The 24,983-nt window shown below is 58.0% G+C and carries 23 protein-coding genes and 1 pseudogene; 18 read left to right on the top strand and 6 right to left on the bottom strand.

Annotated elements, in window-relative coordinates:
- The first annotated feature begins 80 nt into the window (after nucleotides 1-80).
- From VY732_RS19635 to VY732_RS19605, 8 genes and pseudogenes are all read left to right on the top strand, one after another.
- Nucleotides 81-2,756 (top strand): type VI secretion system Vgr family protein, encoded by a 2,676-nt coding sequence (locus VY732_RS19635; RefSeq protein WP_331691543.1) that lies wholly within the window; start codon nucleotides 81-83, stop codon nucleotides 2,754-2,756.
- Nucleotides 2,717-2,986 (top strand): hypothetical protein, encoded by a 270-nt coding sequence (locus tag VY732_RS19630; protein WP_331691542.1) that lies wholly within the window; start codon nucleotides 2,717-2,719, stop codon nucleotides 2,984-2,986. The genes VY732_RS19635 and VY732_RS19630 overlap by 40 nt, the downstream gene beginning before the upstream one ends.
- Nucleotides 2,983-7,340 (top strand): annotated as a pseudogene (locus VY732_RS19625) (RHS repeat-associated core domain-containing protein); the annotation flags it as partial. The gene VY732_RS19630 and the pseudogene VY732_RS19625, both read left to right, overlap by 4 nt.
- An 81-nt stretch (nucleotides 7,341-7,421) precedes the next feature.
- Nucleotides 7,422-7,613, top strand: a complete 192-nt coding sequence (locus tag VY732_RS30010) for a GH-E family nuclease (RefSeq protein ID WP_442968577.1) — start codon at nucleotides 7,422-7,424, stop codon at nucleotides 7,611-7,613.
- Nucleotides 7,610-8,176, top strand: coding sequence for a suppressor of fused domain protein (locus VY732_RS19620; protein ID WP_331691212.1), 567 nt, complete (start codon nucleotides 7,610-7,612; stop codon nucleotides 8,174-8,176). The genes VY732_RS30010 and VY732_RS19620 overlap by 4 nt, the downstream gene beginning before the upstream one ends.
- 181 nt (nucleotides 8,177-8,357) lie before the next feature.
- Nucleotides 8,358-8,843, top strand: a complete 486-nt coding sequence (locus VY732_RS19615; RefSeq protein WP_116030221.1) for a DUF4265 domain-containing protein — start codon at nucleotides 8,358-8,360, stop codon at nucleotides 8,841-8,843.
- A gap of 75 nt (nucleotides 8,844-8,918) precedes the next feature.
- The gene (locus tag VY732_RS19610) at nucleotides 8,919-9,182 is read left to right on the top strand and encodes a PAAR domain-containing protein (protein ID WP_116030220.1); all 264 of its coding nucleotides are present in this window, start codon (nucleotides 8,919-8,921) and stop codon (nucleotides 9,180-9,182) included.
- A gap of 80 nt (nucleotides 9,183-9,262) precedes the next feature.
- Complete coding sequence (locus VY732_RS19605) at nucleotides 9,263-9,658, top strand: hypothetical protein (RefSeq protein WP_331691541.1); 396 nt, start codon at nucleotides 9,263-9,265, stop codon at nucleotides 9,656-9,658.
- 142 nt (nucleotides 9,659-9,800) lie between these two features.
- Here VY732_RS19605 and VY732_RS19600 read toward each other — a convergent pair whose 3' ends face one another.
- The gene (locus VY732_RS19600) at nucleotides 9,801-10,949 is read right to left on the bottom strand and encodes an aldose epimerase family protein (protein ID WP_150751157.1); all 1,149 of its coding nucleotides are present in this window, start codon (nucleotides 10,947-10,949) and stop codon (nucleotides 9,801-9,803) included.
- Between the two features lie 278 nt (nucleotides 10,950-11,227).
- On the opposite strand from VY732_RS19600, the gene VY732_RS19595 reads away from it, so the two are divergent.
- The 4 genes from VY732_RS19595 to VY732_RS19580 all read left to right on the top strand — a co-directional run bounded on the left by VY732_RS19595 (nucleotide 11,228) and on the right by VY732_RS19580 (nucleotide 14,717).
- Nucleotides 11,228-11,977 (top strand): hypothetical protein, encoded by a 750-nt coding sequence (locus tag VY732_RS19595; protein WP_077573723.1) that lies wholly within the window; start codon nucleotides 11,228-11,230, stop codon nucleotides 11,975-11,977.
- Nucleotides 11,978-12,153: 176 nt separating this feature from the next.
- Nucleotides 12,154-13,368 (top strand): MFS transporter, encoded by a 1,215-nt coding sequence (locus VY732_RS19590; RefSeq protein ID WP_331691540.1) that lies wholly within the window; start codon nucleotides 12,154-12,156, stop codon nucleotides 13,366-13,368.
- 229 nt (nucleotides 13,369-13,597) lie between these two features.
- A complete protein-coding gene (locus VY732_RS19585; RefSeq protein WP_077573721.1) occupies nucleotides 13,598-14,383 on the top strand; it encodes a sulfite exporter TauE/SafE family protein in 786 nt (261 codons plus the stop codon).
- 7 nt (nucleotides 14,384-14,390) lie between these two features.
- Nucleotides 14,391-14,717, top strand: a complete 327-nt coding sequence (locus VY732_RS19580; protein WP_331691539.1) for a hypothetical protein — start codon at nucleotides 14,391-14,393, stop codon at nucleotides 14,715-14,717.
- A 36-nt stretch (nucleotides 14,718-14,753) separates the two neighbouring features.
- On the opposite strand, the gene VY732_RS19575 is transcribed toward VY732_RS19580, so the two are convergent.
- The gene (locus VY732_RS19575; protein WP_331691538.1) at nucleotides 14,754-15,218 is read right to left on the bottom strand and encodes a GNAT family N-acetyltransferase; all 465 of its coding nucleotides are present in this window, start codon (nucleotides 15,216-15,218) and stop codon (nucleotides 14,754-14,756) included.
- A 208-nt stretch (nucleotides 15,219-15,426) separates the two neighbouring features.
- Here VY732_RS19575 and VY732_RS19570 point away from each other — a divergent pair, with 208 nt between their 5' ends.
- Nucleotides 15,427-15,990, top strand: coding sequence for a DUF4174 domain-containing protein (locus tag VY732_RS19570; RefSeq protein ID WP_123594129.1), 564 nt, complete (start codon nucleotides 15,427-15,429; stop codon nucleotides 15,988-15,990).
- Between the two features lie 176 nt (nucleotides 15,991-16,166).
- On the opposite strand, the gene VY732_RS19565 is transcribed toward VY732_RS19570, so the two are convergent.
- Nucleotides 16,167-17,351, bottom strand: a complete 1,185-nt coding sequence (locus VY732_RS19565) for an AAA family ATPase (RefSeq protein WP_331691537.1) — start codon at nucleotides 17,349-17,351, stop codon at nucleotides 16,167-16,169.
- A 422-nt stretch (nucleotides 17,352-17,773) separates the two neighbouring features.
- Here VY732_RS19565 and VY732_RS19560 point away from each other — a divergent pair, with 422 nt between their 5' ends.
- Together VY732_RS19560 and VY732_RS19555 are read left to right on the top strand one after the other, a co-directional pair.
- A complete protein-coding gene (locus tag VY732_RS19560) occupies nucleotides 17,774-18,100 on the top strand; it encodes a DUF6124 family protein (protein WP_331691536.1) in 327 nt (108 codons plus the stop codon).
- Nucleotides 18,101-18,116: 16 nt separating this feature from the next.
- A complete protein-coding gene (locus tag VY732_RS19555; RefSeq protein ID WP_016984652.1) occupies nucleotides 18,117-18,383 on the top strand; it encodes a hypothetical protein in 267 nt (88 codons plus the stop codon).
- 92 nt (nucleotides 18,384-18,475) lie between these two features.
- On the opposite strand, the gene ampC is transcribed toward VY732_RS19555, so the two are convergent.
- A complete protein-coding gene (gene ampC / locus VY732_RS19550) occupies nucleotides 18,476-19,633 on the bottom strand; it encodes a class C beta-lactamase (protein ID WP_442968576.1) in 1,158 nt (385 codons plus the stop codon).
- A gap of 169 nt (nucleotides 19,634-19,802) precedes the next feature.
- On the opposite strand from ampC, the gene VY732_RS19545 reads away from it, so the two are divergent.
- Nucleotides 19,803-20,675 (top strand): LysR family transcriptional regulator, encoded by an 873-nt coding sequence (locus tag VY732_RS19545; protein ID WP_116030209.1) that lies wholly within the window; start codon nucleotides 19,803-19,805, stop codon nucleotides 20,673-20,675.
- Nucleotides 20,676-20,803: 128 nt separating this feature from the next.
- Here the strand turns inward: VY732_RS19545 and gudD are convergent, their stop codons facing one another.
- Together gudD and VY732_RS19535 are read right to left on the bottom strand one after the other, a co-directional pair.
- The gene (gudD, locus tag VY732_RS19540) at nucleotides 20,804-22,147 is read right to left on the bottom strand and encodes a glucarate dehydratase (protein WP_123594135.1); all 1,344 of its coding nucleotides are present in this window, start codon (nucleotides 22,145-22,147) and stop codon (nucleotides 20,804-20,806) included.
- Between the two features lie 40 nt (nucleotides 22,148-22,187).
- Nucleotides 22,188-23,534, bottom strand: a complete 1,347-nt coding sequence (locus tag VY732_RS19535; protein ID WP_331691534.1) for an MFS transporter — start codon at nucleotides 23,532-23,534, stop codon at nucleotides 22,188-22,190.
- A 345-nt stretch (nucleotides 23,535-23,879) separates the two neighbouring features.
- Between VY732_RS19535 and VY732_RS19530 the strand changes: the two genes are divergently transcribed.
- Nucleotides 23,880-24,593, top strand: coding sequence for a FadR/GntR family transcriptional regulator (locus tag VY732_RS19530; RefSeq protein ID WP_331691533.1), 714 nt, complete (start codon nucleotides 23,880-23,882; stop codon nucleotides 24,591-24,593).
- A 92-nt stretch (nucleotides 24,594-24,685) separates the two neighbouring features.
- Nucleotides 24,686-24,916, top strand: coding sequence for a hypothetical protein (locus VY732_RS19525; protein WP_137219489.1), 231 nt, complete (start codon nucleotides 24,686-24,688; stop codon nucleotides 24,914-24,916).
- Nucleotides 24,917-24,983 lie beyond the last annotated feature (67 nt).

Below are 24,983 nucleotides of genomic sequence, written 5' to 3'. Positions count from 1 at the left end.
ACCTTCATTACTTAAAGAATTTACGTTGCCAGCTCCTTTAAGCGCTGGCGACCGTCGCAGCACTGCGCGAGGAACAAGGGATGTTCTCACCGGCCAACCAGCCTCATTTCAATCTGACCGTCGATGGCATCGACAGCGACTTCCAGGTGCTGTCGTTCACCGGTCGTGAGGCCCTCAACACGCCGTTCGAATTCGAGCTGGAACTGGTCAGTGAAAAGGCCTCGATCAACCTCGAAAGCGTGCTGCACAAACTGGCATTTCTTCAGCTGTCGCCGAGCGGCAGCGGGATTCACGGGCTGGTCTACAGCATCGCCCAGGGCGAGGCGGGCAAGCGCCTAACCCGTTACAAAATCTCCTTGCGCCCGCAACTGGCGTACCTCGCGCACCGGGTCAATCAGCGCATTTTCCAGCAGATGACCGTGCAGCAGATCATCAGCCAGGTCCTGGAAGAACACGGCATCCTTGCCAGCGATTACCACTTCCAACTCAGCGCGATTTATCCCGAGCGCATTTACTGCGTGCAGTACGACGAGTCCGACCTGGATTTCATCCAGCGCTTGTGTGAAGAAGAGGGCATTCACTACCACTTCCAGCACACGTCGAGCGGGCACAAACTGAGCTTCGGCGATGACCAGACGGTGTTCCCGAAACTCGCGCCAGTGGCCTATCAGCAGGACTCCGGACTGGTTGCCGACAAACCGGTGGTCAAGCGTTTTGGCCTGCGCTTGGCCACGCGCACCAGCCGCACCACGCGCCGAGATTACGACTTCGTCAAACCGAAAATCGAGCTGGAAAGCGACGCCAAAAGCAGCGCCCAACCGGACCTCGAAGACTACGATTACCCGGGCCGTTTCGTCGATCGCGAGCGTGGCAAGCATCTGGCCAATCGCGCGCTGGAACGCCATCGCAGCGACTATCGTCTGGCCGAGGGCAACAGCGATCAGCCGATCCTCGTCAGCGGACATTTCCTCGCCCTGACCGACCACGCCAACCCGACCTGGAACGACCTGTGGCTGCTCACCGAAATCTTCCACGAAGGCAAGCAGCCGCAGGTGCTCGAAGAGTCGGTGACCAGCGACACCACCGACCTCAAGGACGATTTCCACCAGGGCTATCGCAACCGCTTCAGCGCCATCCCGTGGGACGTGCCGTACCGTCCGCCGCTCGATCACCCGAAACCAAAAGTCCTCGGCACCCAGAGCGCGGTGGTCTGCGGCCCTGAAGGCGAAGAGATCTACTGCGACCAGTACGGCCGGGTGAAGGTGCAGTTCTTCTGGGACCGCGAAGGCAAGCACGACGACATGACCAGTTGCTGGATGCGCGTGGCGTCGAGCTGGGCGGCCGAGACCTTTGGCTCGATCAATATCCCGCGGGTCGGCATGGAGGTGTTGATCACCTTCTTGGAAGGCGATCCCGATCAGCCGCTGATCACCGGTTGCCTGTACCACGGCGCGAATCTGCCGCCGTACAAACTGCCGGATTTCAAGACCCTGGCCACGGTCAAGAGCAAGGAATACAAGGGCAGCCGCGCCAACGAATTACGCATCGACGACACCACCAGCGAGATCAGCATCGCGTTGCGCAGTGATCACGGCGCGAGTGCGATCAACCTCGGTTACCTGACCCATCCACGCCCAAGCGGTGGTCAGCCGCGCGGTGAAGGTTTTGAACTAAGAACCGATCGCCACGGCGCCGTGCGTGCGGCGGCCGGTCTGCTCATCACGACTGAGCCGCGCCCGAACGAATCCAAGCACCACAAGGATCTGCCGGAAACCGCTGAACGCCTCGCCACGGCCAGCGATCAGCAGGACGGATTCGCCGTTCAAGCCAAAGAGTTGCAAGCCCAAGAGGCGGGCGATCAGGACGACGTCGCCAAAGCGCTGCACGTCCAGCATCAAGGCGTGCTCGGCAGTGGCCCGGCAAACCTCACCGCCAACGAATTCCCCGAATTCACCGAACCGCATCTGGTCCTCGCCAGCCCGGCCGGCATCGCCCTGACCACGCCACGTTCCAGCCACATCGCCACCGGCGAACACCTGGCGCTGAGCAGCACCGGCCACACCAGTCTGTCCATCGGCAAACGCCTGCTCGCCAGTGCCAGTCGTGGCATGCGCCTGTTCGTGCAGAGCATGGGCTGGCGGCTGGTCGCGGCCTCCGGCGACATCGATGTGCGTGCGCTGAAGGACAGCATCAACCTGCTGGCCAAACTCAACATCACCGCCAACGCCGATCGCATCACCATCACCGCGAAAACCGAACTGGTGATTCAGGGCGGTGGCAGCGCCACCACCTACAACGCCGGCGGCATCACCCACGCCACCAGCGGCCCGTACACCGCGCACGCGGCGAACTTCGCCTACACCGGCGCGAAAAGTCTCGCCGGGGTATTCCCGGAACCACCGAAACCCGGCAAGGGCAACCTTGAATTGTTCAACCAGTACGCCGGGCGCCAAGGCATCAAGGAAGGCGATTACGAAGTCATCGATGCGCTGGGCAAAAGCATCAAAGGCAAGCTCGACGGCAAGGGTTTCGCCAGTGTCGCCGGTGCTGCACCGGGGCCTGCGCGGGTGCTGTTCGGCAAGGATCCGGCGGACACCTGGAGCGATGGCAGTTACATCGGCAAGCCGGAGTGGCCGTTGAATCCGCCGGGGCCGAAGACGTGCCGAGTCAGGTGCAAGCAATGGTCGCTCAAGTGTTGCCGAGCAAGAGTTGGGACATGTTGGAGAAGGGCAAGGACATGGCGCAAACAGGGATGAGTGCGATGCAGACGGCGCAAGGTGCGATGCAAACGGCGCAGCAAGTGAAGGGTGTGGTGCAGGGCGGCGTGGCCGGGTTGCCGAAATTGGCGAGTGCGGCCATGCCGAGTGCGTCGGGGATTTTGGGGGCGGCGGGTAAGGCCGGCAAGTTGCCGAGCCTGCCTGCACCGAGTCTGCCAAAACCTTCCTTGAAAACCCCGGGCCTGTTGGCGGGTGAGATGCTGTCATGACTACTGAAGTAGCTGCTGTAAAACGTGAACCTCAAGTTGCCATCGTTCCCCTGAATGCCATCGACATTCAGGATGTCGCCAGCGGTGCGGCAACCTTCGACGCCTGGCTGCAATCCGCCAGTGGTGGTGTGGTCACTCTCGACCGGATCAAGAATGTCGCCGGGGCCTTACCAGTGGTGGGCAACATCATGGCGTTGGTTGATGCGCTGGGTGACATCGTCACGCTGTCGAACGCGCAGAAACGCGACCTGTTGGCCTGGGCCAGTCTGGGCATCAACCTGATCGGTGTTTTGCCGCTGCCACCGGCGATGGCGGCAGCCCGTATGACCCTGCGTCCGACACTGTTCCTGGTGCGTCAGGAGATGAAGGCCAGCAGCAAGATGCTGCTCAGTTCATCGGTCATCGAAGTCCTGATCGGCCACTTGAACGAGTCCATCATCGGCACCCTCGATGACTTCGTTGAACAGGCCAAAGGCAAGCTGCCGGGTATTCTGGCGGACGCTGGCAAGCTGGGCGAGGACGTCATTAACGAAATCGCCAAAGGTCTCGATACGGTGGCCAATGGCAAGCTTGATGCCAAGGGCGATCTCAATGCGGCCGGCGCACAAGCGAGTGCAGCGGTCGATCAATTCAAGAATGATCCCCTTGCATCGTTCGGCAACATCTTCGGCGCCGCTTGCAGCGCTTATAAAGCCGCAGGCAAAGGTTTGGCCAACAGTGCAGCCGATCACCTGCTGCCCGATGACGTGAAGAAGCGGGTTGCTACGGAAACCGCAAAACTGCGAGCGATGGGCCCGGAGCTGCGCACCCAGTTGAGTAAGCTGGACGACGAGTCCGTTCAGAACTCCATCGGCTGGTTGCTGTTGATACTGTCCAGTGCCGTGGCTCTGTGGCGCAAGCGCAATGCCCATGGTCAAGGGGCCGGTGTCAAACCAGATCAGACCAGTCAGGCCAAGCGCACTGCCTCGGAAGGGGCGCTGGGAGCGACGGGCCGACAGGCTCCGGCGACTCACGCCCCTAATCCGAAAAGAAACTGTGCCTGCTCCAGCACCCGTCACAGCATTAACTTTGCCCTGGGTTCGGAAAGCCTCAGCCATACCGATTTCAGTTTACCCGGGGCTTTCCCGGTTGTGTGGATGCGTACCTACAATTCACGTTTGGGTGCATACGACCAAAACGAACTCGGCGCCCGCTGGATCAACGAGTTCACCACACGTTTCGATTGCGTGGATGATGGCCTGACCTTCTACGGCGCCGATGGCCGCGATCACAGCTATCCGTTGCCCAAAGTCGGTCTGTTCCACTACGACGCCATCGAAAGTATCACCCTCGTTCGTGCCAGCGAAGATCAGTTGCTGGTGTGCCGTGGTTTCGAGCGCAAGGAAACCTACGTCCGCCGTGGCCAGCGCTATGTGTTGACCAATATTTCGCTGCGAAATGGCGCCGGGATCATGCTGCACTACGAGCATCGTCACGATGAGCAGTCGGTGCTTTCGGACTTGATCACTTATCAGGAAAACGACTTCACCAAAGTCCACCTGCACCTCGGCACGCTGATCGACGATCACGGCCGACTGACCGGTCTCTGGGAAATCCGCGACGGTGAACCGCAGCGACAACTTTGCGCCTACCAGTACGATGCCTATGGCGACCTGATTCAGGCACAAGACGAGAACGGTGCAGTCTGGTCGTATCAGTTCGAGCATCACCTGATCACCCGCTACACCGACCGCACCGGGCGCGGCATGAACCTGCAATGGGACGGTTCAAGCGCCAAGGCCAAAGCCGTGCGCGAATGGGCCGATGACGGCAGCTTCGACACGCGTCTGGAGTGGGACGAAAATATTCGTCTGACCTATGTCACCGACGCCCTCGGCAACGAGACCTGGCACTACTACGACATCCTTGGCTACACCTATCGCATCCGCTACGCGGACGAGCGTTCGGAATGGTTCTTCCGCGACGAGGCGAAGAACGTCGTGCGCCACGTGCATACCGATGGAAGCACGGATCGCTACAGCTTTGACGAGCGCAGCAATCTTCTCGAACATATTCGCGCCGATCACACCGTGATGCATTACGCCTACGACGACCAAGACATGCTGATCAAAATCAGCGATGCCGAGGGCGGTCAGTGGCAACGCGCCTATGACGACCAAGGCAATCTGGTCGCAGCGCTCGATCCGCTGGGCAACAAAACCGAATACGCCTACAACAAGGCCGGTCAGCCCACGGCGATCAAGGATGCCAACGGTAACGAAAAAGCCCTCGACTACAACGACGCCGGGCAACTGGTCGAGTACGTCGACTGCTCAGGCAAGACCAGCGCCTGGGAATACAACGAACTGGGGCAGATGATCTGCTTCACTGACGCTGCTGGAAACGCCACCGAATACGAATACAAGGCCGGCCAACTGGTGCTTATCAAGCACCCGGACAAGACTGAAGAACGCTTTGAACGTGACGCCGAAGGCCGGTTGTTGACGCATGTCGACGGTCTCGATCGCTGCACCACCTGGAGCTACAGCGCGGCCGGTTTGATCGCCGAACGTGTCGATGCCGCCGAGCAAACCCTGCGCTATCGCTGGGACCGTCTCGGACGGCTAACCACCCTGGAAAACGAAAACGAACAATGCGCGCACTTCCACTATGACCCGGTCGGTCGACTGCTGGAGGAAAGCGGATTTGACGGGCGCAGCACTCGCTATCAGTACGACCCGATAACTGGTCGCCTCGCCCAATTGATCAATGGCAAACGCATCATCTCGGCGAGCTTTGACCCGATGGGCCGCCTGATCGAGCGTCGTGCTACCCAGGGCGAGCAGTCACAAAGCGAGACTTTTGCCTACGACGGCAACGGCAATATGGTGCTGGCCGACAACGCCGACAGTCGCCTGCAATGGTTCCACGACCCGGCCGGCAATCTGCTGCGCGAACACCTACATTACCTCGGCCTGGAAAAACCCACCGTCGCGATCTGGCAGCACGAGTACGACGTGCTCAACCAACGAGTCGCCACCGTGCGCCCCGACGGCCACCGCGTCAGTTGGCTCACTTACGGCAGCGGCCATCTGCTGGGCATGCGCCTGGACGAGCATGAGCTGATCAGTTATGAACGCGACGACCTGCACCGCGAAGTTGCCCGTCATCAAGGTAACCATTTGCTACAAACTCAAAGCTGGGACCCGGCCGGTCGCTTGCAGGAGCAACTGCTGGGGCGCAGCGATGACAAAAGCACTCTGCTCAAGCGCGAATACAAATACGACGCTGCCGGCCAACTGACTGACATCAACGACAGTCGTCGCGGCCCGCTCGCCTATCGCTACGATCCCGTCGGCCGACTGCTCAGCGCCGTGACGCGTCAAGGCGTTGAAACTTTCGCCTTCGACCCGGCCGGTAACCTGCTGGATGACAAGACTGCCGAAATCCGTCGCCCACTGGATCTGACGCCACCGCGCAGCAAACTGGTCGACAACCTGCTGCGCGAATACGCCGGCACCCACTACGACTACGACGAACGCGGTAATCAGATCCAGCGCTGGCACAACGGCCAACGCAGTGATCTGCGTTGGGACCTGTTTGATCGACTGGTGCATTTCGAAGATCCGCGCCTGAGCGTGGATTTCGCTTACGACGCACTGGGACGCCGCCTGTACAAAAACTCCCGAGCGCACTACAAACAGCGCCCGGAAGCCGGTTCCCTCTGGAACAGAAACGAGCACGCCCGCAAACAGCGTGAACTGGGCTGCGGTTTTACGCTTTACGGATGGGACGGCGACAATCTTGCGTGGGAAAGCAGTCTGGCGCAGGGCGATGGCGAGCCGGGACGCACGGTGCATTACATCTTTGAACCGGGCACCTTCATACCCGTCGCTCAAGCTGTGCGCCACGCGCCGATCAACCTCATGGGCCAGCCGGATTACAGCGGTGAATACAGCCTTGATGAGGATCCGTTGTGGAATCACAAAGCCACGGCATTGCCGTTTGATGCGTTGGCCTGGTACCAGTGCGATCACCTGGGAACACCGCAGGAACTGACGGACTCACACGGCAATATGGCTTGGACCGCGCAGTATAAGGCGTGGGGCAGGTGACGGAGCAGCGTTCAGAATGGGCGCGACAGCATGGTGTGACGAATCCGATACGGTTCCAGGGGCAGTATCACGATCATGAGACTGGGCTGCACTACAATCGATATAGATACTATGATCCGAGGGTTGGGCGGTTTATTTCGCAGGATCCTATTGGCTTCGCGGGCGGCATTAACATCTACCAGTATGCGCCAAACGCCAATGGTTGGATTGATCCGCTTGGATTGGTTAAAGGTACAAATGAAAAAGGTCAGGTCACGAGTCGTGGAGGATGGAGAAAGGCATCTGTAAGGGACGCATGGAATAGTGCCCTTCCCGGACCGAACGGAGGCAAAATCTGTCCTGTGTGCGAAACAGAAGTAGAAGTTGCCCCAGGAACAGGTCCGCGAGATTGGGATATGGATCACCATCCCGATCCGTGGAGCAAAAGAGATTTCCCAGACGGCGTAAGTCGAAAAGAGGTTCTCGACAATTACCAGACGGGCGTTATTCTAAAATGCCCATCCTGCAACCGTAGAGAAGGAAATCGAAAATGAGCATTATTGAACATATAGAGAAGCACTTTGGGAAAATTTACCAAGGGTGGGACTTTTCTGAAGGTGCACATTCTTATCAAGTAGTTGAGTGTCGGGATGGTAGTGTGGAAGGTGTTGTCACATTTTGTACGCTAGGCCTTTCACATGTAGGGCTTAAGTCTTCGGTGTCTGCACAAGTAATACACCACGAATTGTTATTGTCTATTGATCAGAATGAGATTCCCAAGAATGCAGTGGCAATCGTAAAGCAACTTGCAGATGATGCTATTGGCTCCACTTACGCCTTGTTGAATAATCAGTTAATACAGAGGGGGGGAGTTGTTTTCGATGATTACTCGCTCTCTGCTGTATGGATCAAGCCTCCGGTTTTTTTTGGAGATGAATCATTTTCTTATACTGGGCTTGATACGCATGGCCTTACATGCGTTTTTGCGTGGATTGTTCCAGTATTTGACTCGGAACTTAAATATATTGAACAAAAAGGTGCGGATGCTTTTGAAGTGTTGCTTGAAGAAACATCGATTGATTTGTTTTCATTAAGTAGGGATAGCTTGGTCGCTTGAATTTGTAGTGCAAGGTTTCTTTACTCCGTTTTCTGTGGGTCATGGAGATAGGTCGGGATAAAGAGCGTTCTCAGAGGTGGGCTGCGTTTTTATAATTAATTAAACGTAGTCTGTCCCAGTAAAAAAGTCGCCATCTAAAATAAGGGGGGCTGTGTTGAGCGTGGAAGTTATGGAGCACCCTATGCTAGATGAGCAATCAGCAGAACTTATTCGTGTGTATGCCGGAAAAAACTCAAAAGGTCCGGTATTTGAAGAGCTGCCGGCTCGCAAAATTGATGAGCATACGTATGAGCTTCTGTCTTCCCCTGGCCTGGCTTTGAACTTAGCAAGAGGAGATATAGTTTCGTTAGAAAATCCTCAGACACACGTCGAGGTTTTGAAGAGAGGGGGCAATTTTTGTATCCACATCTACTCCAAGTACTTTTCGCCAGAGCGGCTTGAGGCGCTTGAGGCTGATGTTGCAAATGAGCTCAACGGTACCTTGGACGGCGTATATAGAGGGAATTTGTCATTAGCAATTCCCGCAAAAAATGGAATGGACCGGATTGCAAAATTTTTTAATGCCTTCCATGAACAGACCGGGGTTCAGTGGTACTACGCGAACATCTACAAAAATATCGATAACTCAGAAGACGAAACGCTGCTCAATTGGTGGCTGAATAGTTAGGGGTTTTCGCTTGTAGAACCAGCCAATGGATAGCTGAGTAGCCGCATTCAGCTTACAAGTCAAAGGAGTGACAACATGAAAGACGCCATTCGCTTGGGCGACTCCACCACTCACGGTGGCAAAGTCCTCGAAGCCTTTTCCCAGACCGACCTAAACGGCAAGCCCATCGCCGGGGTTGGCCACAAAGTCAGCTGTACTCTGTGCAAAGGCATTTTTCCGATTGCCGAGGGCAGCAGCACCTACACCGTCGATGGCACACCCATCGCACTGGACGGCATGAAAACCGCCTGCGGCGCTGCGCTGATTGCCAGTGGCCCGAAAGGAGCGGTGGTCAGTTGAATCCGCGAGGGTGAGCTCTTCGTTCGCCCTCAGGAATACTGCAAGTAAACAACCTGGCTTCATCCATTAAAGGAATAAACATGAAGAACACCGCTTTGATCCTCGCACTGACCGCCACTCTGGGCACCGTCAATGTTGCTCACGCAGAAGGGCCGGACGCCGCTACGTTGAAAGGAATGTACGATACTGGGCGCAACATGTCCGGGTTGATTAACCATTGCGTTGACAAAGGTTTCCTGAAGGCTGAAAGCACTGCGAACGCCAATAAAATGGTGGCGTTTGTTGCCGGTATTCCAGGGCAGATGGACAAGAGCGACGGCGATAAGAACGAGGCTCATGGTCGCAAGGGTGAGGTATTGGACGATGGTCAATACAAAACCCTGGAGGCCAATCTGCCGCCGAGTCTGACGCTCAAGCAATGGTGCGAGCAGGCGGATCAAGGCATGCGTCAGGGATTAGAGCGTGTGGGTCTGTAATCATCCCTGATGATTGATTGTTCCCACGCGCAGCAACGGAATGCCTCTAGGGACGCTCCGCGTTCCAGTTCGCGAAGGGACGCGGAGCGTCCCGGGCCGCATGCCTTTGCTGCGCGTGGGAACGATCAGGTGCACGGGCAGGTTATTTTGCGGAGAACTTCAGCACGACGCTGTGGCTGTAAGTCTGCCCCGGATCAAGCCGAGTACTCGGGAAGTCCGGCTGATTCGGTGAATCCGGATAATGCTGAGTCTCCAGAGTAAACGCGCCCCAGTGCGGATAAACCTTGCCACCCTTGCCCTTGACCGTGCCGTCGAGGAAGTTGCTGGTATAGAACTGCACACCCGGTTCCGTGGTGAACAACTGCAGCACGCGACCGGACTGCGGGTCACTCACCTCAGTCGCAACTTTGCCGATGTCACCCTTGGTATCCAGCGCCCAGTTGAAATCAAAGCCACCCTGTTTCGGCTCAGCGAATTTCAGCTGCGGATGATCAGCCTTGATGTGCGTGCCGATTGCGGTCGGTTTGCTGAAGTCCATCGGCGTGCCGGCCACGGGTGCCAGTTCGCCGGTCGGGATCAGTTTGGCGGTGACCGGGGTGTAATGGCTGGCGTGCAGGGTGGCGACCTGTTTGAGGATGTCGCCATTGCCGGCGCCGGCGAGGTTGAAGTAGCTGTGGTTGGTCAGGTTGAGCACGGTCGGTTTGTCAGTGCTGGCCTTGTAGTCGATGCGCAGTTCGTTGTTGTCGGTGAGGCGATAGGTCACTTCGGTAGTGAGGTTGCCGGGGAAACCCATTTCGCCGTCGGCCGAGAGATAGGTCAGGGTCACGCCGACCGAATCCTTGTCCTTGGTTTCCTGGGCTTTCCAGACTTTCTTGTCGAAGCCCAGCGTGCCGCCGTGCAGCGCGTTGGTCTTGTCGTTCTGCGGCACTTGATAGCGCTTGCCGTCGAGTTCGAACGCACCTTCGGCGAGGCGATTGCCGAAGCGGCCGATGGTCGCGCCGAAGTAGGCGGTGCCTTTCTGGTAGCCCTGCACATCATCGAAGCCGAGCACGACGTCGTCGAACTTGCCGTGCTTGTCGGCGACTTTCAGCGATTGCAGGGTCGCGCCGTAGGTGATGACGGTGGCCTGCATGCCGTGGCTGTTGCGCAGGATGTATTGCTCGACGGGCGTGCCGTCATTGGTTTTGCCGAAGGCTTTGTGTTCGGCGCTGAGGCCGGCCGCGTTGGCGGAGAGGGTGGCGATCATCAGGGACAGTCCGAGGCCGGAGAGCAGGTGACGGGATTGAAGCATGGTTGACCTTCCTTTTTGTTGTTGTTTTTGAAAGCGGCGTTCTATCGGTATGTTAATCACCGAAAAAACAAAGTAGTCATACTAAATACTCATCAGGTGAAAATTTATAGCTGATTAATCGTTTATTTCAACAATAAAGACAGACTAAATTGCAGGTCGTGGCAGGTGGAAGGACGACCGGGCATTCGGCGCACTGCACTTTTTCGCAATCGGCGGCTCTATCCATGGCCAGGATGCGGTGACTCCCGCCGCACAGGAATGTGCCTGTTCGAGATTTCATGCCGAGAGCTTTTGCCCTGATCGCTGCTTTTTTCCGCCGCCCGTGCCTGTTGCTGGCGTGTTTGTCGTCGCTGTTTTTCAGCGGTTGCAGTCACCAGGACGGCAACGGCTTCTTCAACCAGATGCGTGAAGGGAAGCCGCAGGAGTTCCTGCAGACCAGCGTCGACCGCATGGCCACGCTAGCGATGCGCGACAACCTCAGCAGCCTCTATCGCTTGCAGGGCAAGCTGTACTTGCGCAACCCGGAAGAACTGCGCAAGTCAGGCTTTCTCAACATCCATGCCGCGGTGAAACAGGTGCGTCAGGCCATCGAGCAGCAACAGCCGTTGCCGGTGCTGGGCGGGCGCAAGGATCTGGCGGCGCTTAGCTATGCGATGAGCCCGGAGTTTCTCGGTGACCGCGTCGGTGCGTTCATCTATGCCATCGGCAGCATGCTGGTCACCGCCCATGGCAATCGCACTGAGTTCTACATGACCGACGCGATCAACCCGACGTTCGTTCACAACGCTGCACGCAATATCGAAAAAGCCACGTGGATCTTGTCCCAGCGACAGAACAAGGAAGGTCAGCCGCTGCTGTTTTCCAACGAGATCTCGGAGGAGGGCAGCAACCTGAGTTTCGCCACCGAGTTCGGCAAAATCGTTGCGCGGCTGGACCTGATCACGCAGATGCTTGATGAGCGTTACCGGCGGATCGGCCTTAATTATGCGCAGAGTTTGCTGTTCCTGAATTTCTTGCCGGTGCAGTGAGTGCAAAGCAACAATGTGGGAGCGAGCCTGCTCGCGAAAGCGGTGGATCAATCAACACTTCATTGCCTGAAAGAGCGCATTCGCGAGCAGGCTCGCTCCTACATTGATCGAATAGCTACGGTTGTTTTTGTATACAATCCGTCACCGCTATTGATCAAAATGGAGCCGCACCCGTCATGACCGACCCCGCCAGCGCCGATTTCACTCGCGTCGACCGCACCGCCCGTGCGGACAAACTGCCCTATGCCGCGTTGCTGGCGTTCGCCATGACCGGGTTCATTGCCATCCTCACCGAAACCCTGCCAGCCGGGCTGCTGCCGCAAATCGGCGCCGGGCTCAACGTCAGTGAAGTGCTCGCCGGGCAACTGGTGACACTCTATGCGCTCGGCTCGATCGTCGCCGCGATCCCGCTGACCGTCGCCACACGCGGCTGGCCTCGGCGCCGGGTGTTGTTGATGACGGTCGCCGGGTTTCTGATATTCAACACTGTCACCACATTCTCCAGTCATTACGGTCTGACCCTGGCTTCGCGCTTTCTCGCCGGGATGGCGGCGGGGTTGTCGTGGGGGATCATGGCCGGTTATGCGCGAGGCATCGTGCCGGTGCATCAACAGGGGCGGGCGCTGGCGATTGCCATGCTCGGTACGCCGGTGGCGCTGTCGTTGGGCACGCCGGCGGGGACGTGGCTGGGCAATCTGATCGGCTGGCGCGCGTCGTTCGGGATCATGTCGGCGCTGGCTCTGGTGCTGGCGGCGTGGATTGTCGTCGCAGTGCCGGATCGTCCGGGGCAAACCAGCGAGGAGCGTCTGCCGTTGCTCGAATCGCTGCGCCTGCCGGGCGTGCGGCCGGTGCTGTTCGTGGTGCTGACGTGGATGCTCGGGCACAACATTCTCTACACCTACATCGCGCCGTTTCTGATGCAGGCCGGGCTGGCTGACCGGGTCGATCTGGTGCTGCTGGTGTTTGGCCTGTGTTCGCTGGTGGGGATCTGGATTATTGGCATGCTGGTTGATCGCTGGCTGCGCTGGCTGACGTTGATCAGCCTCGCAGTGTTTGCGCTGACGGCATTGGTGTTGGCGCTGGCGTCGCCGTCGCCGCTGATTATTTATGCCTGCATGGCGGTGTGGGGATTGTCGTTTGGCGGCTCGGCCACTTTGCTGCTGACCTCGGCGGCGGACTCGGCCGGTGATCACGTCGACGTGGTGCAGGCGATGCTCACTACCTCCTGGAACGTAGCGATTGCTGGCGGCGGGTTGTTCGGCGGGTTGCTGCTGGATCGGGCAGGGGCGATGTCGTTTCCGTGGGCGCTGCTGATCCTGTCGCTGATCGCGCTGGCCACGGTGTGGATCAACAAAAACCACAGCTTCAAACCGGGGCGGCGAGTGCATTGATCTAAGGCTCACCAAAAATCCCCTGTAGGAGTGAGCCTGCTCGCGATAGCGGTCTATCAGTGACGAACTCAGTGACTGAAACACCGCTATCGCGAGCAGGCTCACTCCTACAGTAAAGCGATGGTGAGCTCGATATGGCATAACGATAGACCGCATCGATATATGTGGTTATAAGAAAAATCGCTATGCTGCAGGCCAGATTTTTCCTGTCGTTTTTCTGGACGTGTTAATGGAATTGGCGAATTTCGGCCTGGTGATTGCCGGGCTGGTGGTGGGGTTTATTGTCGGCATGACCGGTGTCGGCGGTGGTTCGTTGATGACGCCGATCCTGTTGTGGTTCGGCATCAACCCGGCAACGGCGGTGGGCACTGACCTGTTGTACGCCGCCATTACCAAATCCAGTGGCGTCCTCGTTCATCGTAAAAACAAGAACATCGACTGGGCCATCACCGGTTGGCTGACCCTCGGCAGCGTGCCGGCGGTGGCCATGACCCTGTGGTTCCTCAGCACCCTGCACACCGCGCCGGACGCGATGAACGCCATCATCAAACAGGCGCTGGGTTTCGTCCTGTTCGCCACCGCGCTGGCGATCTTCTTCAAGAAACGCTTGCTCGAGTTCGCCCACAAACGCGCCGGCGGTAACTACAACCCAAGCGGTTCACGGCTGAACGTGATGACCGTGATCACCGGTCTGGTCCTCGGCACCATGGTTGCCCTGACCTCGATCGGTGCCGGCGCCCTCGGCACTGTCGCGCTGTTCATCCTCTATCCGCTGCTGCCGACCCGGCGTCTGGTCGGCACCGAAATCGCCCACGCCGTGCCGCTGACGCTGGTCGCAGGCCTCGGCCACGCGAGCATGGGCAACATGGATTGGGGCGTGCTGGGCTTTTTGCTGGTGGGTTCGCTGCCAGGCATCTGGCTCGGCAGCCACCTGACCGGACGCATTTCCGATGAAGTACTGCGCCCGTGCCTGGCGACGATGCTGGTACTGATCGGCTACAAACTGGCGTTCTGATCCGGCCATGACTGAAACCACTGTCCACTGCGATGGCCGCCTCGCCATCACCGTCGAACCGCGTGAGATGCGCATGAGCCATTGGCTGTACGCGCCGCGGGTAGTCGATCTGCAGCGTCAGAAAGTGCTGCTGGATCTGAGCGAGAGTCTGTGGGATTTGCTCGGTATCGCCGATGAGGCGGCCAATGGCATCGAGCTGGTGTTGCGCAAATACCCGGGCGATCGGGCTTCGGTGAGGTTGAGCGTTGAACTCGACAGCGGTGAACTCAAGCTCGGTGGACAACCTGTCGATCCTTCACAATTGCTCTCGGCGCTCGATTCAGCGCTGGGGTGAGGCGGCACAGCTTGCGGCGCGCCGCCTCACCACGGGTTAACGCAGAATGACGTATTTCATCACCGTCACCGGCAACTCTTCGTACACCAGCTCCTCAACCACTTCCCAACCCAGCCGTGCATACAGCGACTGCGACGTGTCGGTGTACAGATACAACTCGGGCACGCCCAGCGCCGCCGCTTCTGCAACCACTCGATTGACCAGTTGCGAAGCAATCCCGCGTCCACGTTCCTCGGCCTTCACATAAACCCCGGCCAGCCATGGCGTCAGGTTCGGTCGCAGCTTCAGATCATTTTCGATCAGCAGCGCACCGCCCAGCAAACGTGAACCTTCAAGCGCCACCACCACGCTGGGCACGGCACCTTTGCCACAAGATTCACGCATGTGTTCGATGCGGTGTTCGACGGTTTGCCCGGGACGAAACTCGCCCCATTCCTCGAAGTTGAGCGTGGCCAGTTCTTCGATCAATTCCGGGTGATCGCACAGGTAATCGATGTGCATGCGGGTGAACTCCATTCCATGGGCAGAACCGCCACCCTAATGCGGTCATAAAAGGTAATCAAATCCGCGTTGCGATCACCTCGGATATGTTGCGCAATGTCGCGCCTGTCCTAAGCTTCTGACTAGGCGGAAGATATTTGCCGGGATGTCCCGGAACAATCGCCACGATGCGCAATCATTAGAGCGTGGATATCAAAAGGAGATGCGCATGCTCATCAGGTCATTGACCCTGACACTCTTGCTGGCGATTGCCGGCCCCTTGTTCGCCGCTGACAACGATTCGCCCATCGCCGGGGACATGGGCCGCGCCCGACCGCTGATCGTGATCGCACAAAGCACCGTCGACCCCGTGTGGGTAGCGCTGAAAAAATCGCTGGAGGATCCCGCCAACAAAAAGGGCGTCACCGACCGCAACATCAAGGTCTACACCATCCTCAACATGTCCGGCCAGCTAGACGGCAAGGACATGGGCCAGCAAGACACCATGGCGCTGCTGCGCTCGCTGAAGCTGGGCGCCGGGGCGTATCCGAAAGTGTTCCTGGTGGGCAAGGACGGCGAGACCAAACTCTCGGCTTCGGGGGAGGAGGCGAAAGCGGTGGATTTGAAGAAGATCTTCGACACCATCGATGCCATGCCAATGGCTGAGAAGGAAGCGGCCGCTGCGGCTCAAGCGCCGGTTGCTGCTACGCCGGAACCGGCAAAAGGCGCCAAGAACGCCAAACCCGCCAAGCCTGCGAAACCAGCCAAGCCGCCGGAAATGCCGGATGACTGATCGCATACTCTTTGAATAAAACACTCTCCCTGTAGGAGTGAGCCTGCTCGCGATAGCGGTGTATCAGTCACCATCAGCGTTGACTGATACACCGCTATCGCGAGCAGGCTCACTCCTACAATGTTTATTGCGTTGCCAGCAGATTTGCGAACACCGAAGCCCTCACAGCAACCTGTCTACCCACGGCTATCGCCCTCATCAAGCAGGTAAACCAGCACACCTTTGGTATTACCTACGACCAGTGGAGAATGCGTGGTCAACACGAACTGGCAATTGGGAAAGGTCGTACTTAACTGTGCAATCAGACCGAGCTGCCATTGCGGATCCATGCGCAATTCCACCTCGTCGATCAGAACAATGCCGTCGCCGTGCAGCGGGTTGTCCATCGACGGGTTCATCATCGCCAGACGCCTGGCCATGTCACCCACCAACGCAATCAGCGACCTTTCGCCAAGCGAGAGCTGAGTGACATTGAATGTCGCGCCATGTTTGTCGACTGCCATATGCAGATGCGGTTTGCGTTGTACGCGCAGGTTAGTGAAATCCGGCATGAACGCAGTCAGAGCCGAACGAACGGCAGTCAATTGGCGATCGCGAGTGGAGGCTTTCGCATTGGCCAGGGTTTTCCATACGTCGCTGTCAGTACCGAATTTTTCCGCCATTTCGGCCAGTGCGGTATCGGAAATCCCGCCTTCGTTTTCGCTGTCCTCACGTTCACGAAACCATTCGAAAAAACCGCGAAAGTCGGCGCCACCGTTGAAGCTGGTGTCGTAGCCGTCGAGTTGATCAGAGGCTTGTTTGCTGGTGATTTTAAGCGGGATGTCGAGAACGCAACGTTCGGCTGGGTAATAAGCGATCAGCGGGAGTGAAGCGCGATCGTCGGCGGTGAGTTGAGTGCGGTAGTGGTCTGCAAGCAGTCTGACTTCGTTTAAATATCCACGGTCCGAGACCGCACCTTCCTGGCGACTTCGGGCTGCGCCCCATACGAATAATTCGTTTTCGGAACCCGCATCACTGTCAGTTGCGCGCGGGTGTGAAAGGTCGGTGATGCCAATCGAAAGGACGGCGCCTGAGGCGCCGTTGCGAACGTCTTCATCGACAAGGTATTTGCCATTGCCTTTATTGGAGCGAATTTTTGCGATCAGCCAGCTCAGACAAATATTCAGGGACTTCAGAATGGTGGTTTTTCCGCTGCCGTTGTTTCCCACCAGTACCGTGATGTTCGAGCGGTATGTCAGGGTAGGGGCAAACTGAATATCCATGTCTGCAAAGTGTCCGACATCCGTAAGCTTCAAACTTTTGATTTCCATCACTGCGCCCTTCGAATGACTGTTTTTTTGCCCGACGCCATCCTCGTCCAAAGATTGACTCGATGCAGTGTAGATACAACAAATTCATTCGCTAATCCAAAGTCGTTGCAGCATGTGCCTGCCGAAATGTCTGACACAAATCCCCTTCAAGTCTCGTGGATTTTTCCTGCAAGTCGCGGCGGCAGTGGGGAACTGGTGGGTTTTTGAGAGGAGGGATAGTCTTCCTTGGCCGCTGCAAAACACAGTGGTCGGATGTGGAAGTCCGGTGATTCCCGAGAGCGCATTGCGCGTGTAAACACATGTTGGTGGTTTTTATGCCAACATTGTTTGCTTATGGCAGCGATGCGCAGGAGCACTCTCTAGTGCACCGGGTTCCTCGGGTTTCCCCGGACTTCCACCCCTGCGCAAAGCTGCCACCCTCTCGTGGAAGTGAGTTCGGCAGTTTTTTCTCTGAATGTCCCGAGGATTTACTAATGAAAAAACACACTCCAAACCCTCCCGAATCCCCCATGGATTCAGGATCCTTCGACGCCAACAACCCCCGCTTACGCAACCCGCATCACCCCGATCCCATTAGCCACCTCTTCACCATCCTCCCCGATATCGATACGCCCACGCTGCTCTGCCACGCTTGCGAAACCCTCGCTTCACTGAACGTCCTGACCACCGATCTGGCCGCAGAACTGCAGGGTTCACCGCGCAGTCTCGCCTTGTCGATTCAGCAGTTGGCAATCCTCGGCGAGTTGCTGGTCAACCGCGCGCTGGACAATCTCGACCCACCAGCGGCGACGCAACATTAAACAGGGAGGTTCAAACATGGCTCGATACATACCCATAACCGGCATCGACTGCACCATTCCCTGCCTGCTGATCGACCGCGAAGCACCGGTGGATGTGCTGCATGGCACGGCGGCTTACCGTTTGCGCTGTGTGACGCAATTAATGGAGACCTTGGCGTTGGGAGATGGCAAGGGACATGATGCCTTGCTGCTACAGGATTTCGCCCGGGTGATGGCTATTCCGTTGCGTGACAGTTGCGACTTGATGGATGTCATCGGCTGGAAGTTGCAGGCGCAGCTTTGAAGACAAAAGATCGCAGCCTGCGGCAGCTCCTACATTGACCGAATGAAAACCCGATCCTATAGGAGCTGCCGCAGGCTGCGATCTTTTGATTTTCAGTCAGCGACAGCGCTGAGGATTTTGTGGGCGATCTTCACCCGCTCAGGAATCGGGAAGTTCTTGTTGGCCATGATCACGATGCCCACGTCTTTGCTCGGCACAAACGCCACGTAGGTCCCGAAACCACCGGTAGAACCAGTCTTGTTGATGAGCACGTCATGAGGCTGCGATTGCGGCGGATTCAGCCACTGCACCTTGTGCGCCTCTATGGCCATTTCCGTCGAGTTACCCGCCAGCAAATGCTCGAGGCTGATCGGGTAGCGGTACATTTCCCAGCCCAGGCCCTGGGTCATGTCGCCAACCGTGTAGTAACCGGTGTGGGTGTTAGCGATGGTTTTTTGCAGGGACGCTTCAAGCGTTTCAGGCTTCAGGTTGGTTTGAACGTAACGCAGCATGTCCACCGCGCTGGTTTTCACACCGTAAGCCTGCGCGTCCAGTGCGCCGGGCGTAACGCGGACCGGTTTGTCGTATTTGTCGTAACCCTGCGCATACAGGCCCATTTGCGCGGCAGGCACGCTGAGGTAGGTGTGCTGCAAACCGAGTTTCGGCAGCAGGGTTTGCGTCATCGCCTGATCAAACGGCTGGCCGAGACTCTTCGCCGCCAGATAGCCGAACAGTCCCAGACTCGGGTTGGAGTACTGGCGATGGCTGCCTGCCGGATACACCGGTTTCCACTGCTGGAAATAGCCGAGCATCTTGTCAGACGAATCCGCGTTGTCCGGGAATTGCAGCGGCAAACCGCCGGCACTGTAGGTGCCCAGTTGCAACACACTGATGTTGTCGAAGGCGCTGCCTTTCAATTCAGGCCAGAGCTGGCTGGCCTTGGTCGACAGGTCGAGTTTGCCAGTCGCCTGGGCATAACCGGCGAGGGTGGCGGTGAAGGTTTTGCTCACCGAGCCGATTTCGAACAGGGTGTTTTCGCTGACTTTTTGCCCGGTGTCTTTGCTGGCGACGCCGTAGTTAAAGTAATGCGCCTTACCGTTTACGGTCAGCGCTACGGTCAGGCCGGGAATGTTCTGTTGTTGCATCACCGGTGTCACCGCTGCGTTGACCAACGCTTGCAACTGCGCATCGTCGGGCACGGCGGCGAAACAGGAATTTGCGCCGAAGAGCAGACCGAAAGCGGCGCAGGAAATGACTTTGCTCGATTGAATGGATGACATGAATGAACCACTCTCCATGAGTGTTGATGATGTTATCCCGCTACACTGCGGGCGATTTCTTCGTTGGGCGACCTATGAGCGCCGCCAATCTAGCCAGCGCGGCGCCAATCGGCAAACGACGAAAATTCGCACGAGCCATTAGAAAAATTTGGGACTGGGCATGATTCGACCGCAATTGCCGCTCAACGCACTGCGCGCCTTTGAAGCATCGGCGCGTCATTTGAGCTTCACTCGTGCAGCCGTGGAACTATGCGTCACGCAAGCGGCGGTCAGCCATCAGGTCAAAAGCCTCGAAGCGCAGCTCAACGTCACCCTGTTCAAACGCTTGCCCCGTGGGCTGATGCTGACCAGCGAAGGCGAAACCTTGCTGCCGGTGCTGAGCACTTCATTCGATCACATCGCACAGATACTCGAACGCCTCGCCGGTGGACAGTACCGCGAAATGTTGACGGTCGGCGCGGTCGGTACGTTCGCCGTGGGTTGGCTGTTGCCGAGGCTGGCGGACTTCCGGGCGAAACATCCGCTTATAGATTTGCGGCTGTCGACCAACAACAATCGCGTGGATGTCGCGGCGGAAGGGCTGGATTACGCGATTCGCTTCGGTGCTGGTGCGTGGCACGGGATCGAGGCGACGCGGTTGCTCGATGCGCCGCTGTCGGTGTTGTGCGTGCCGGAGATCGCTCGGCAATTGCATTCGCCGGGGGATTTGTTGCAGCAGACGCTGCTGCGTTCCTATCGCACCGATGAATGGCCGGAGTGGTTTCAGGCTGCCGGGTTGGCGACTCAAGCGGCACCGCCGCAGAGCATCGTGTTCGATTCTTCGCTGGCGATGATGGAGGCGGCGTTGCAGGGGAGCGGGGTGGCGTTGGCGCCGCCGCTGATGTTCGCCCGGCAACTGGCGGCAGAGGCGATATGTCAGCCGTTTGCGATTGAGATTACGACGGGGAGTTACTGGTTGACGCGGTTGCAGTCACGCCCGGAAACGGCGGCGATGACAGCGTTCAAAACCTGGCTGCTGCAAATTTCTGGTTAATGCAAAACCCTTGTAGGAGTGAGCCTGCTCGCGATAGCGGTGTCTCAGTCAACATTGATATCAACTGACACACCGCTATCGCGAGCAGGCTCACTCCTACAGGGACCGTGGTGGATTGGAGATCAGGTTCAGCGCACCAGACACGGCCGCTTGTTATCGAATTTCCACCCCGGAATCAGAAACTGCATCGCCACGCTGTCATCCCGTGCGCCGAGGCCCATGCCTTTATATAGCTCGTGAGCCTTGGCCACCTGATCCATATCCAGTTCGACACCCAGCCCCGCTTTCTTCGGCACTTGCACCAGACCGTCGACGATTTGCAGTGGCGCCTTGGTCAGGCGCTGGCCGTCCTGCCAGATCCAGTGGGTGTCGATCGCGGTGATCTCGCCCGGTGCTGCAGCGGCAACGTGGGTGAACATCGCCAGCGAGATGTCGAAGTGGTTGTTGGAGTGCGAGCCCCAGGTCAGCCCCCATTCATGGCACATCTGCGCCACGCGCACCGAACCCTGCATGGTCCAGAAATGCGGGTCGGCCAGTGGAATGTCCACCGACTGCAACTGGATCGCATGACCCATTTCGCGCCAGTCAGTGGCGATCATGTTGGTGGCGGTTTTCAGTCCAGTGGCGCGACGGAATTCGGCCATCACTTCGCGGCCGGAATAACCGTTTTCCGCACCGCACGGGTCTTCGGCGTAGGCCAGCACATGATGCTGGTCGCGGCACAAACGAATGGCTTCTTTCAGTGACCAGGCGCCATTCGGATCGAGGGTGATGCGCGCGTCGGGAAAGCGTTCGGCCAGCGCTGTCACCGCTTCGATTTCCGCATCGCCGCTGAGCACGCCGCCCTTGAGTTTGAAGTCCTTGAAACCGTACTTGGCATGGGCCGCTTCGGCGAGGCGCACCACGGCTTCGGCGGTCATGGCCTTCTCGTGACGCACGCGGAACCAGTCGTTGTCGGCATCCGGTTCGCTGCGATAGGCGAGATCGGTTTCGCGCTGATCACCCACGTAAAACAGATAGCCGAGCATCTTCACTTCATCGCGTTGCTGACCTTCGCCGAGCAATGCCGCCACCGGTACATCGAGATGCTGACCGAGCAGATCGAGCAGCGCCGCTTCAAGTCCGGTCACGGCGTGAATGGTGATGCGCAGATCGAACGTCTGCAGACCACGACCGCCGGCATCGCGGTCGGCAAAGGTCTGGCGCACTTGATTGAGAATCTTCTGCCAGGTGCCGATCGGGCTGCCGACCACAAGACTGCGCGCGTCTTCGAGGGTCTGGCGAATGCGCTCGCCACCGGGCACTTCACCGACGCCGGTGTGGCCGGCGTTGTCTTTGAGAATGACGATGTTGCGGGTGAAAAACGGCCCGTGGGCGCCGCTCAGATTGAGCAGCATGCCGTCGTGGCCGGCCACCGGGATGACTTGCATGTCGGTGATGATCGGGGCTTTGGCGGTGTCGTGTGCAGTCATGGTTTTTATCCTTCTTATTCGCAATCTTTAAAAATGGACGTCAGGCGTGCTTTGGCGCGGCATCGGCCACGGCGATATCAGCAGCAGGTTTCGCTGTGGTGCGCGCGAAGAAGACGATGATCGCGGCAATGATCGAGGTCGCGGCCAAGCCATAGAGGCCGCCCTGAATCGAGCCGGTGTGTTCTTCGAGCAGGCCGAACGTGGTCGGCGCAACGAAGCCGCCAAGGTTGCCGACCGAGTTGATCAGCGCGATCACCGCCGCCGCGATGCGGGCATCCAGATACGCCTGCGGAATCGGCCAGAACAGTGACGAAGCGGATTTGAAACCGAGCGCGGCAAAACAGATCGCAACGAAGGCGAAGATCGGCCCGCCGGTGGTCGACATGAACATCCCCGCAGCAGCGATCAACAGGGCGGTGGCGACCCACGCCTGCTGGTGTTTCCACTTGGCCGAGAACGAAGCGAAGGCGTACATGCCGATGATCGACAATAACCACGGAATCGAGTTGAACAGGCCGACCTGGAAGTCGCTCATCTCGCCCATTTTCTTGATGATGCTTGGCAGCCAGAAGGTCGCTGCGTAAATGGTCAGTTGAATGAAGAAGTAGATCAGGCAGAACAGGATGATCTGGCGATCCTTGAGCAGTTTGCCCATCGATGGCCGGATTGGCGTCGCGGCTTCGCGGGCTTTCTGTTCCGCATCGATGGCGTTGACCAGTGCGTCCTGTTCGGCGCGGCTCAGCCATTTCGCGTCGTGGGGTTTGGCGTCGAGCCAGAACCAGACAAACACGCACAGGCACACTGAGAACATCCCCTCAATGAAGTACATCCACTGCCAGCCGTGCATGCCCAGCCCATTGATTTGCAGAAGCAGGCCGGACAACGGCCCGGAGATCAACGAAGCCACGGCGGAGCCGCTGAGGAAGATCGCAATCGCCTTGCCGCGTTCGGCGCCGGGCAGCCAACGGGTGAAGTAGTAGATTACCCCGGGAAAGAACCCGGCCTCGGCTACACCGAGCAAAAAGCGCAGCACATAGAAGTGGGTTTCGTTCTGGATGAACGCCATGCCGGCGGCGACCAGGCCCCAGGTGAACATGATGCGGGTCAGCCAGATGCGTGCGCCGACTTTCTGCAGAAGCATGTTCGACGGGACTTCGAACAGCGCGTAACCGATGAAGAACAGACCGGCGCCGAAGCCGTATGCGGCGGCACCGATGCCGAGGTCGTGTTCCATGTGGGTGCGGACGAAACCGATGTTCACCCGGTCAATGTAATTGACGATGAACATGATCACAAAGAGCGGCAGGACGTGGCGTTTCACTTTCGAGATGGCCGACGCGAGTGTCGAATCGACGCCCTCGTTCATCCCGGAGACGGAGGTTTTCACTTGGTTTTCTCCCACTGATTATTTTTATGCGGGGTAGGGCGGGTGCTGCGTTGTTGATAGACATCATACAACTGGGATTTTTTGTCCTACAAGTGGGGAGGGCCGATTAATTTTATCTGGAAGGCCGGTTTCTTATGCTTTTTGGTATTTTGCCCTAGCTTTTATTGGGTTTTGTACTTTGAGGGTCGCGATAAATTTATGTGGCTGCGCACGAGTAACCCTCAGGGAGGTCTGATTTTTTACGATTTATTTGAATGTTGTCATACAAGTTGAAGCGCTAGAATCAATCCCGTCAGCCAGCCTCGCAATGCTACGATCGGCAAGCCCCGATCACCGGAACCGACCATGCAAGAAGATATAGACGCTCCTGCTCGCAAACGTGCGCACAACCTCGCCCATGACCTGGTGGAGAAGCTCACGCAAAGCATCCTGCTCGGTCAACTGACGCCCGGCGACAAACTGCCCTCGGAGAATTCCATCGTTCAGGAGCACGGTGTCAGCCGCACGGTGGTGCGCGAGGCGATTTCCAAATTGCAGGCTTCGGGACTGGTGGAGACCCGGCACGGCATCGGCACGTTTGTCATCGAGCGTGCGCCGGAGCAGGGCTTGCGCCTGAATGTCGATACCGCGCTCGGTGTGCGCAGCATTCTCGAACTGCGCCTGGGCCTGGAAACCCAAGCGGCGGCGCTGGCGGCGCAACGCCGTACCGAGATGCAATTGCTGCAAATGCGCCAGGCGCTGGATGACTATCAACGGCTGCTGGACAACAACGACAGTTGCGTCGAAGCCGATCGACGTTTTCATCTGCTGATCGCCGAAGCCACGGGTAACGTCTGTTTCAGCGAGATCATGCAGCACCTGGGCAGTGCGATGATCCCGCGTAACCGGCTCAATGCAGCTGAACGTGGCGCGGCGGATCTGAGCAAGCTCGGGCAACTGGCTCATCTGGAGCACGAGGCGATTCTGAACGCGATCAAGCGTCAGGATGCGGATGCTGCGCGGGCAGCGATGTGGCTGCACCTGACCAACAGCCGCGACCGCTTTTCCGCGCAGGGTTGAGCGCCGTCGGTCTGGTCGATAGCACGCCGCTGCAAGGCCTGATTCCAAGTTGTACGGCCCGGGTTTTCCGGACCTCCTTGGTGAGGTGTGTCATGGCTAATGATTTGCTGTTTCAGGGCGGTGTGCTGCCGACCGATCCAACCCGGCCGTTGCCCGGTACCGATGAACCGACACTGGCCGATCATGATGCTCCGCCGGGGATGAGTCCGGGGCGTGATCCGTTGAGCGATGCTGATCGGCCGGAGGACTGGAAGGATCCGGGTGCGGATGAAGATGTGCCGCCAGCGGATGAGCCGACGCCGTTGTCGGATGATCGGCGCTGAGCGGTTATTGGCTTTTGATTAATGCGTTGTTGTTCAGTGCCTCATCGCGAGCAGGCTCACTCCTACA

Source organism: Pseudomonas sp. ZY71, assembly GCF_036542145.1.
Taxonomy (GTDB): Bacteria; Pseudomonadota; Gammaproteobacteria; order Pseudomonadales; family Pseudomonadaceae; genus Aquipseudomonas; species Aquipseudomonas koreensis_A.
Note: the sequence above shows the minus strand (reverse complement) of the source record. Positions and strands in the feature narration are given on the sequence as shown.

Excerpts from the sequence above, each read along its gene's own strand:
- VY732_RS19635 (WP_331691543.1), top strand. The coding sequence starts at position 81 with ATGTTCTCACCGGCCAACCAGCCTCATTTCAATCTGACCGTCGATGGC.
- VY732_RS19630 (WP_331691542.1), top strand. The coding sequence starts at position 2,717 with ATGTTGGAGAAGGGCAAGGACATGGCGCAAACAGGGATGAGTGCGATG.
- VY732_RS19620 (WP_331691212.1), top strand. The coding sequence starts at position 7,610 with ATGAGCATTATTGAACATATAGAGAAGCACTTTGGGAAAATTTACCAA.
- VY732_RS19615 (WP_116030221.1), top strand. The coding sequence starts at position 8,358 with ATGCTAGATGAGCAATCAGCAGAACTTATTCGTGTGTATGCCGGAAAA.
- VY732_RS19610 (WP_116030220.1), top strand. The coding sequence starts at position 8,919 with ATGAAAGACGCCATTCGCTTGGGCGACTCCACCACTCACGGTGGCAAA.
- VY732_RS19605 (WP_331691541.1), top strand. The coding sequence starts at position 9,263 with ATGAAGAACACCGCTTTGATCCTCGCACTGACCGCCACTCTGGGCACC.
- VY732_RS19600 (WP_150751157.1), bottom strand. The coding sequence starts at position 10,949 with ATGCTTCAATCCCGTCACCTGCTCTCCGGCCTCGGACTGTCCCTGATG.
- VY732_RS19595 (WP_077573723.1), top strand. The coding sequence starts at position 11,228 with ATGCCGAGAGCTTTTGCCCTGATCGCTGCTTTTTTCCGCCGCCCGTGC.
- VY732_RS19590 (WP_331691540.1), top strand. The coding sequence starts at position 12,154 with ATGACCGACCCCGCCAGCGCCGATTTCACTCGCGTCGACCGCACCGCC.
- VY732_RS19585 (WP_077573721.1), top strand. The coding sequence starts at position 13,598 with ATGGAATTGGCGAATTTCGGCCTGGTGATTGCCGGGCTGGTGGTGGGG.
- VY732_RS19580 (WP_331691539.1), top strand. The coding sequence starts at position 14,391 with ATGACTGAAACCACTGTCCACTGCGATGGCCGCCTCGCCATCACCGTC.
- VY732_RS19575 (WP_331691538.1), bottom strand. The coding sequence starts at position 15,218 with ATGCACATCGATTACCTGTGCGATCACCCGGAATTGATCGAAGAACTG.
- VY732_RS19570 (WP_123594129.1), top strand. The coding sequence starts at position 15,427 with ATGCTCATCAGGTCATTGACCCTGACACTCTTGCTGGCGATTGCCGGC.
- VY732_RS19560 (WP_331691536.1), top strand. The coding sequence starts at position 17,774 with ATGAAAAAACACACTCCAAACCCTCCCGAATCCCCCATGGATTCAGGA.
- VY732_RS19555 (WP_016984652.1), top strand. The coding sequence starts at position 18,117 with ATGGCTCGATACATACCCATAACCGGCATCGACTGCACCATTCCCTGC.
- VY732_RS19545 (WP_116030209.1), top strand. The coding sequence starts at position 19,803 with ATGATTCGACCGCAATTGCCGCTCAACGCACTGCGCGCCTTTGAAGCA.
- gudD (WP_123594135.1), bottom strand. The coding sequence starts at position 22,147 with ATGACTGCACACGACACCGCCAAAGCCCCGATCATCACCGACATGCAA.
- VY732_RS19530 (WP_331691533.1), top strand. The coding sequence starts at position 23,880 with ATGCAAGAAGATATAGACGCTCCTGCTCGCAAACGTGCGCACAACCTC.
- VY732_RS19525 (WP_137219489.1), top strand. The coding sequence starts at position 24,686 with ATGGCTAATGATTTGCTGTTTCAGGGCGGTGTGCTGCCGACCGATCCA.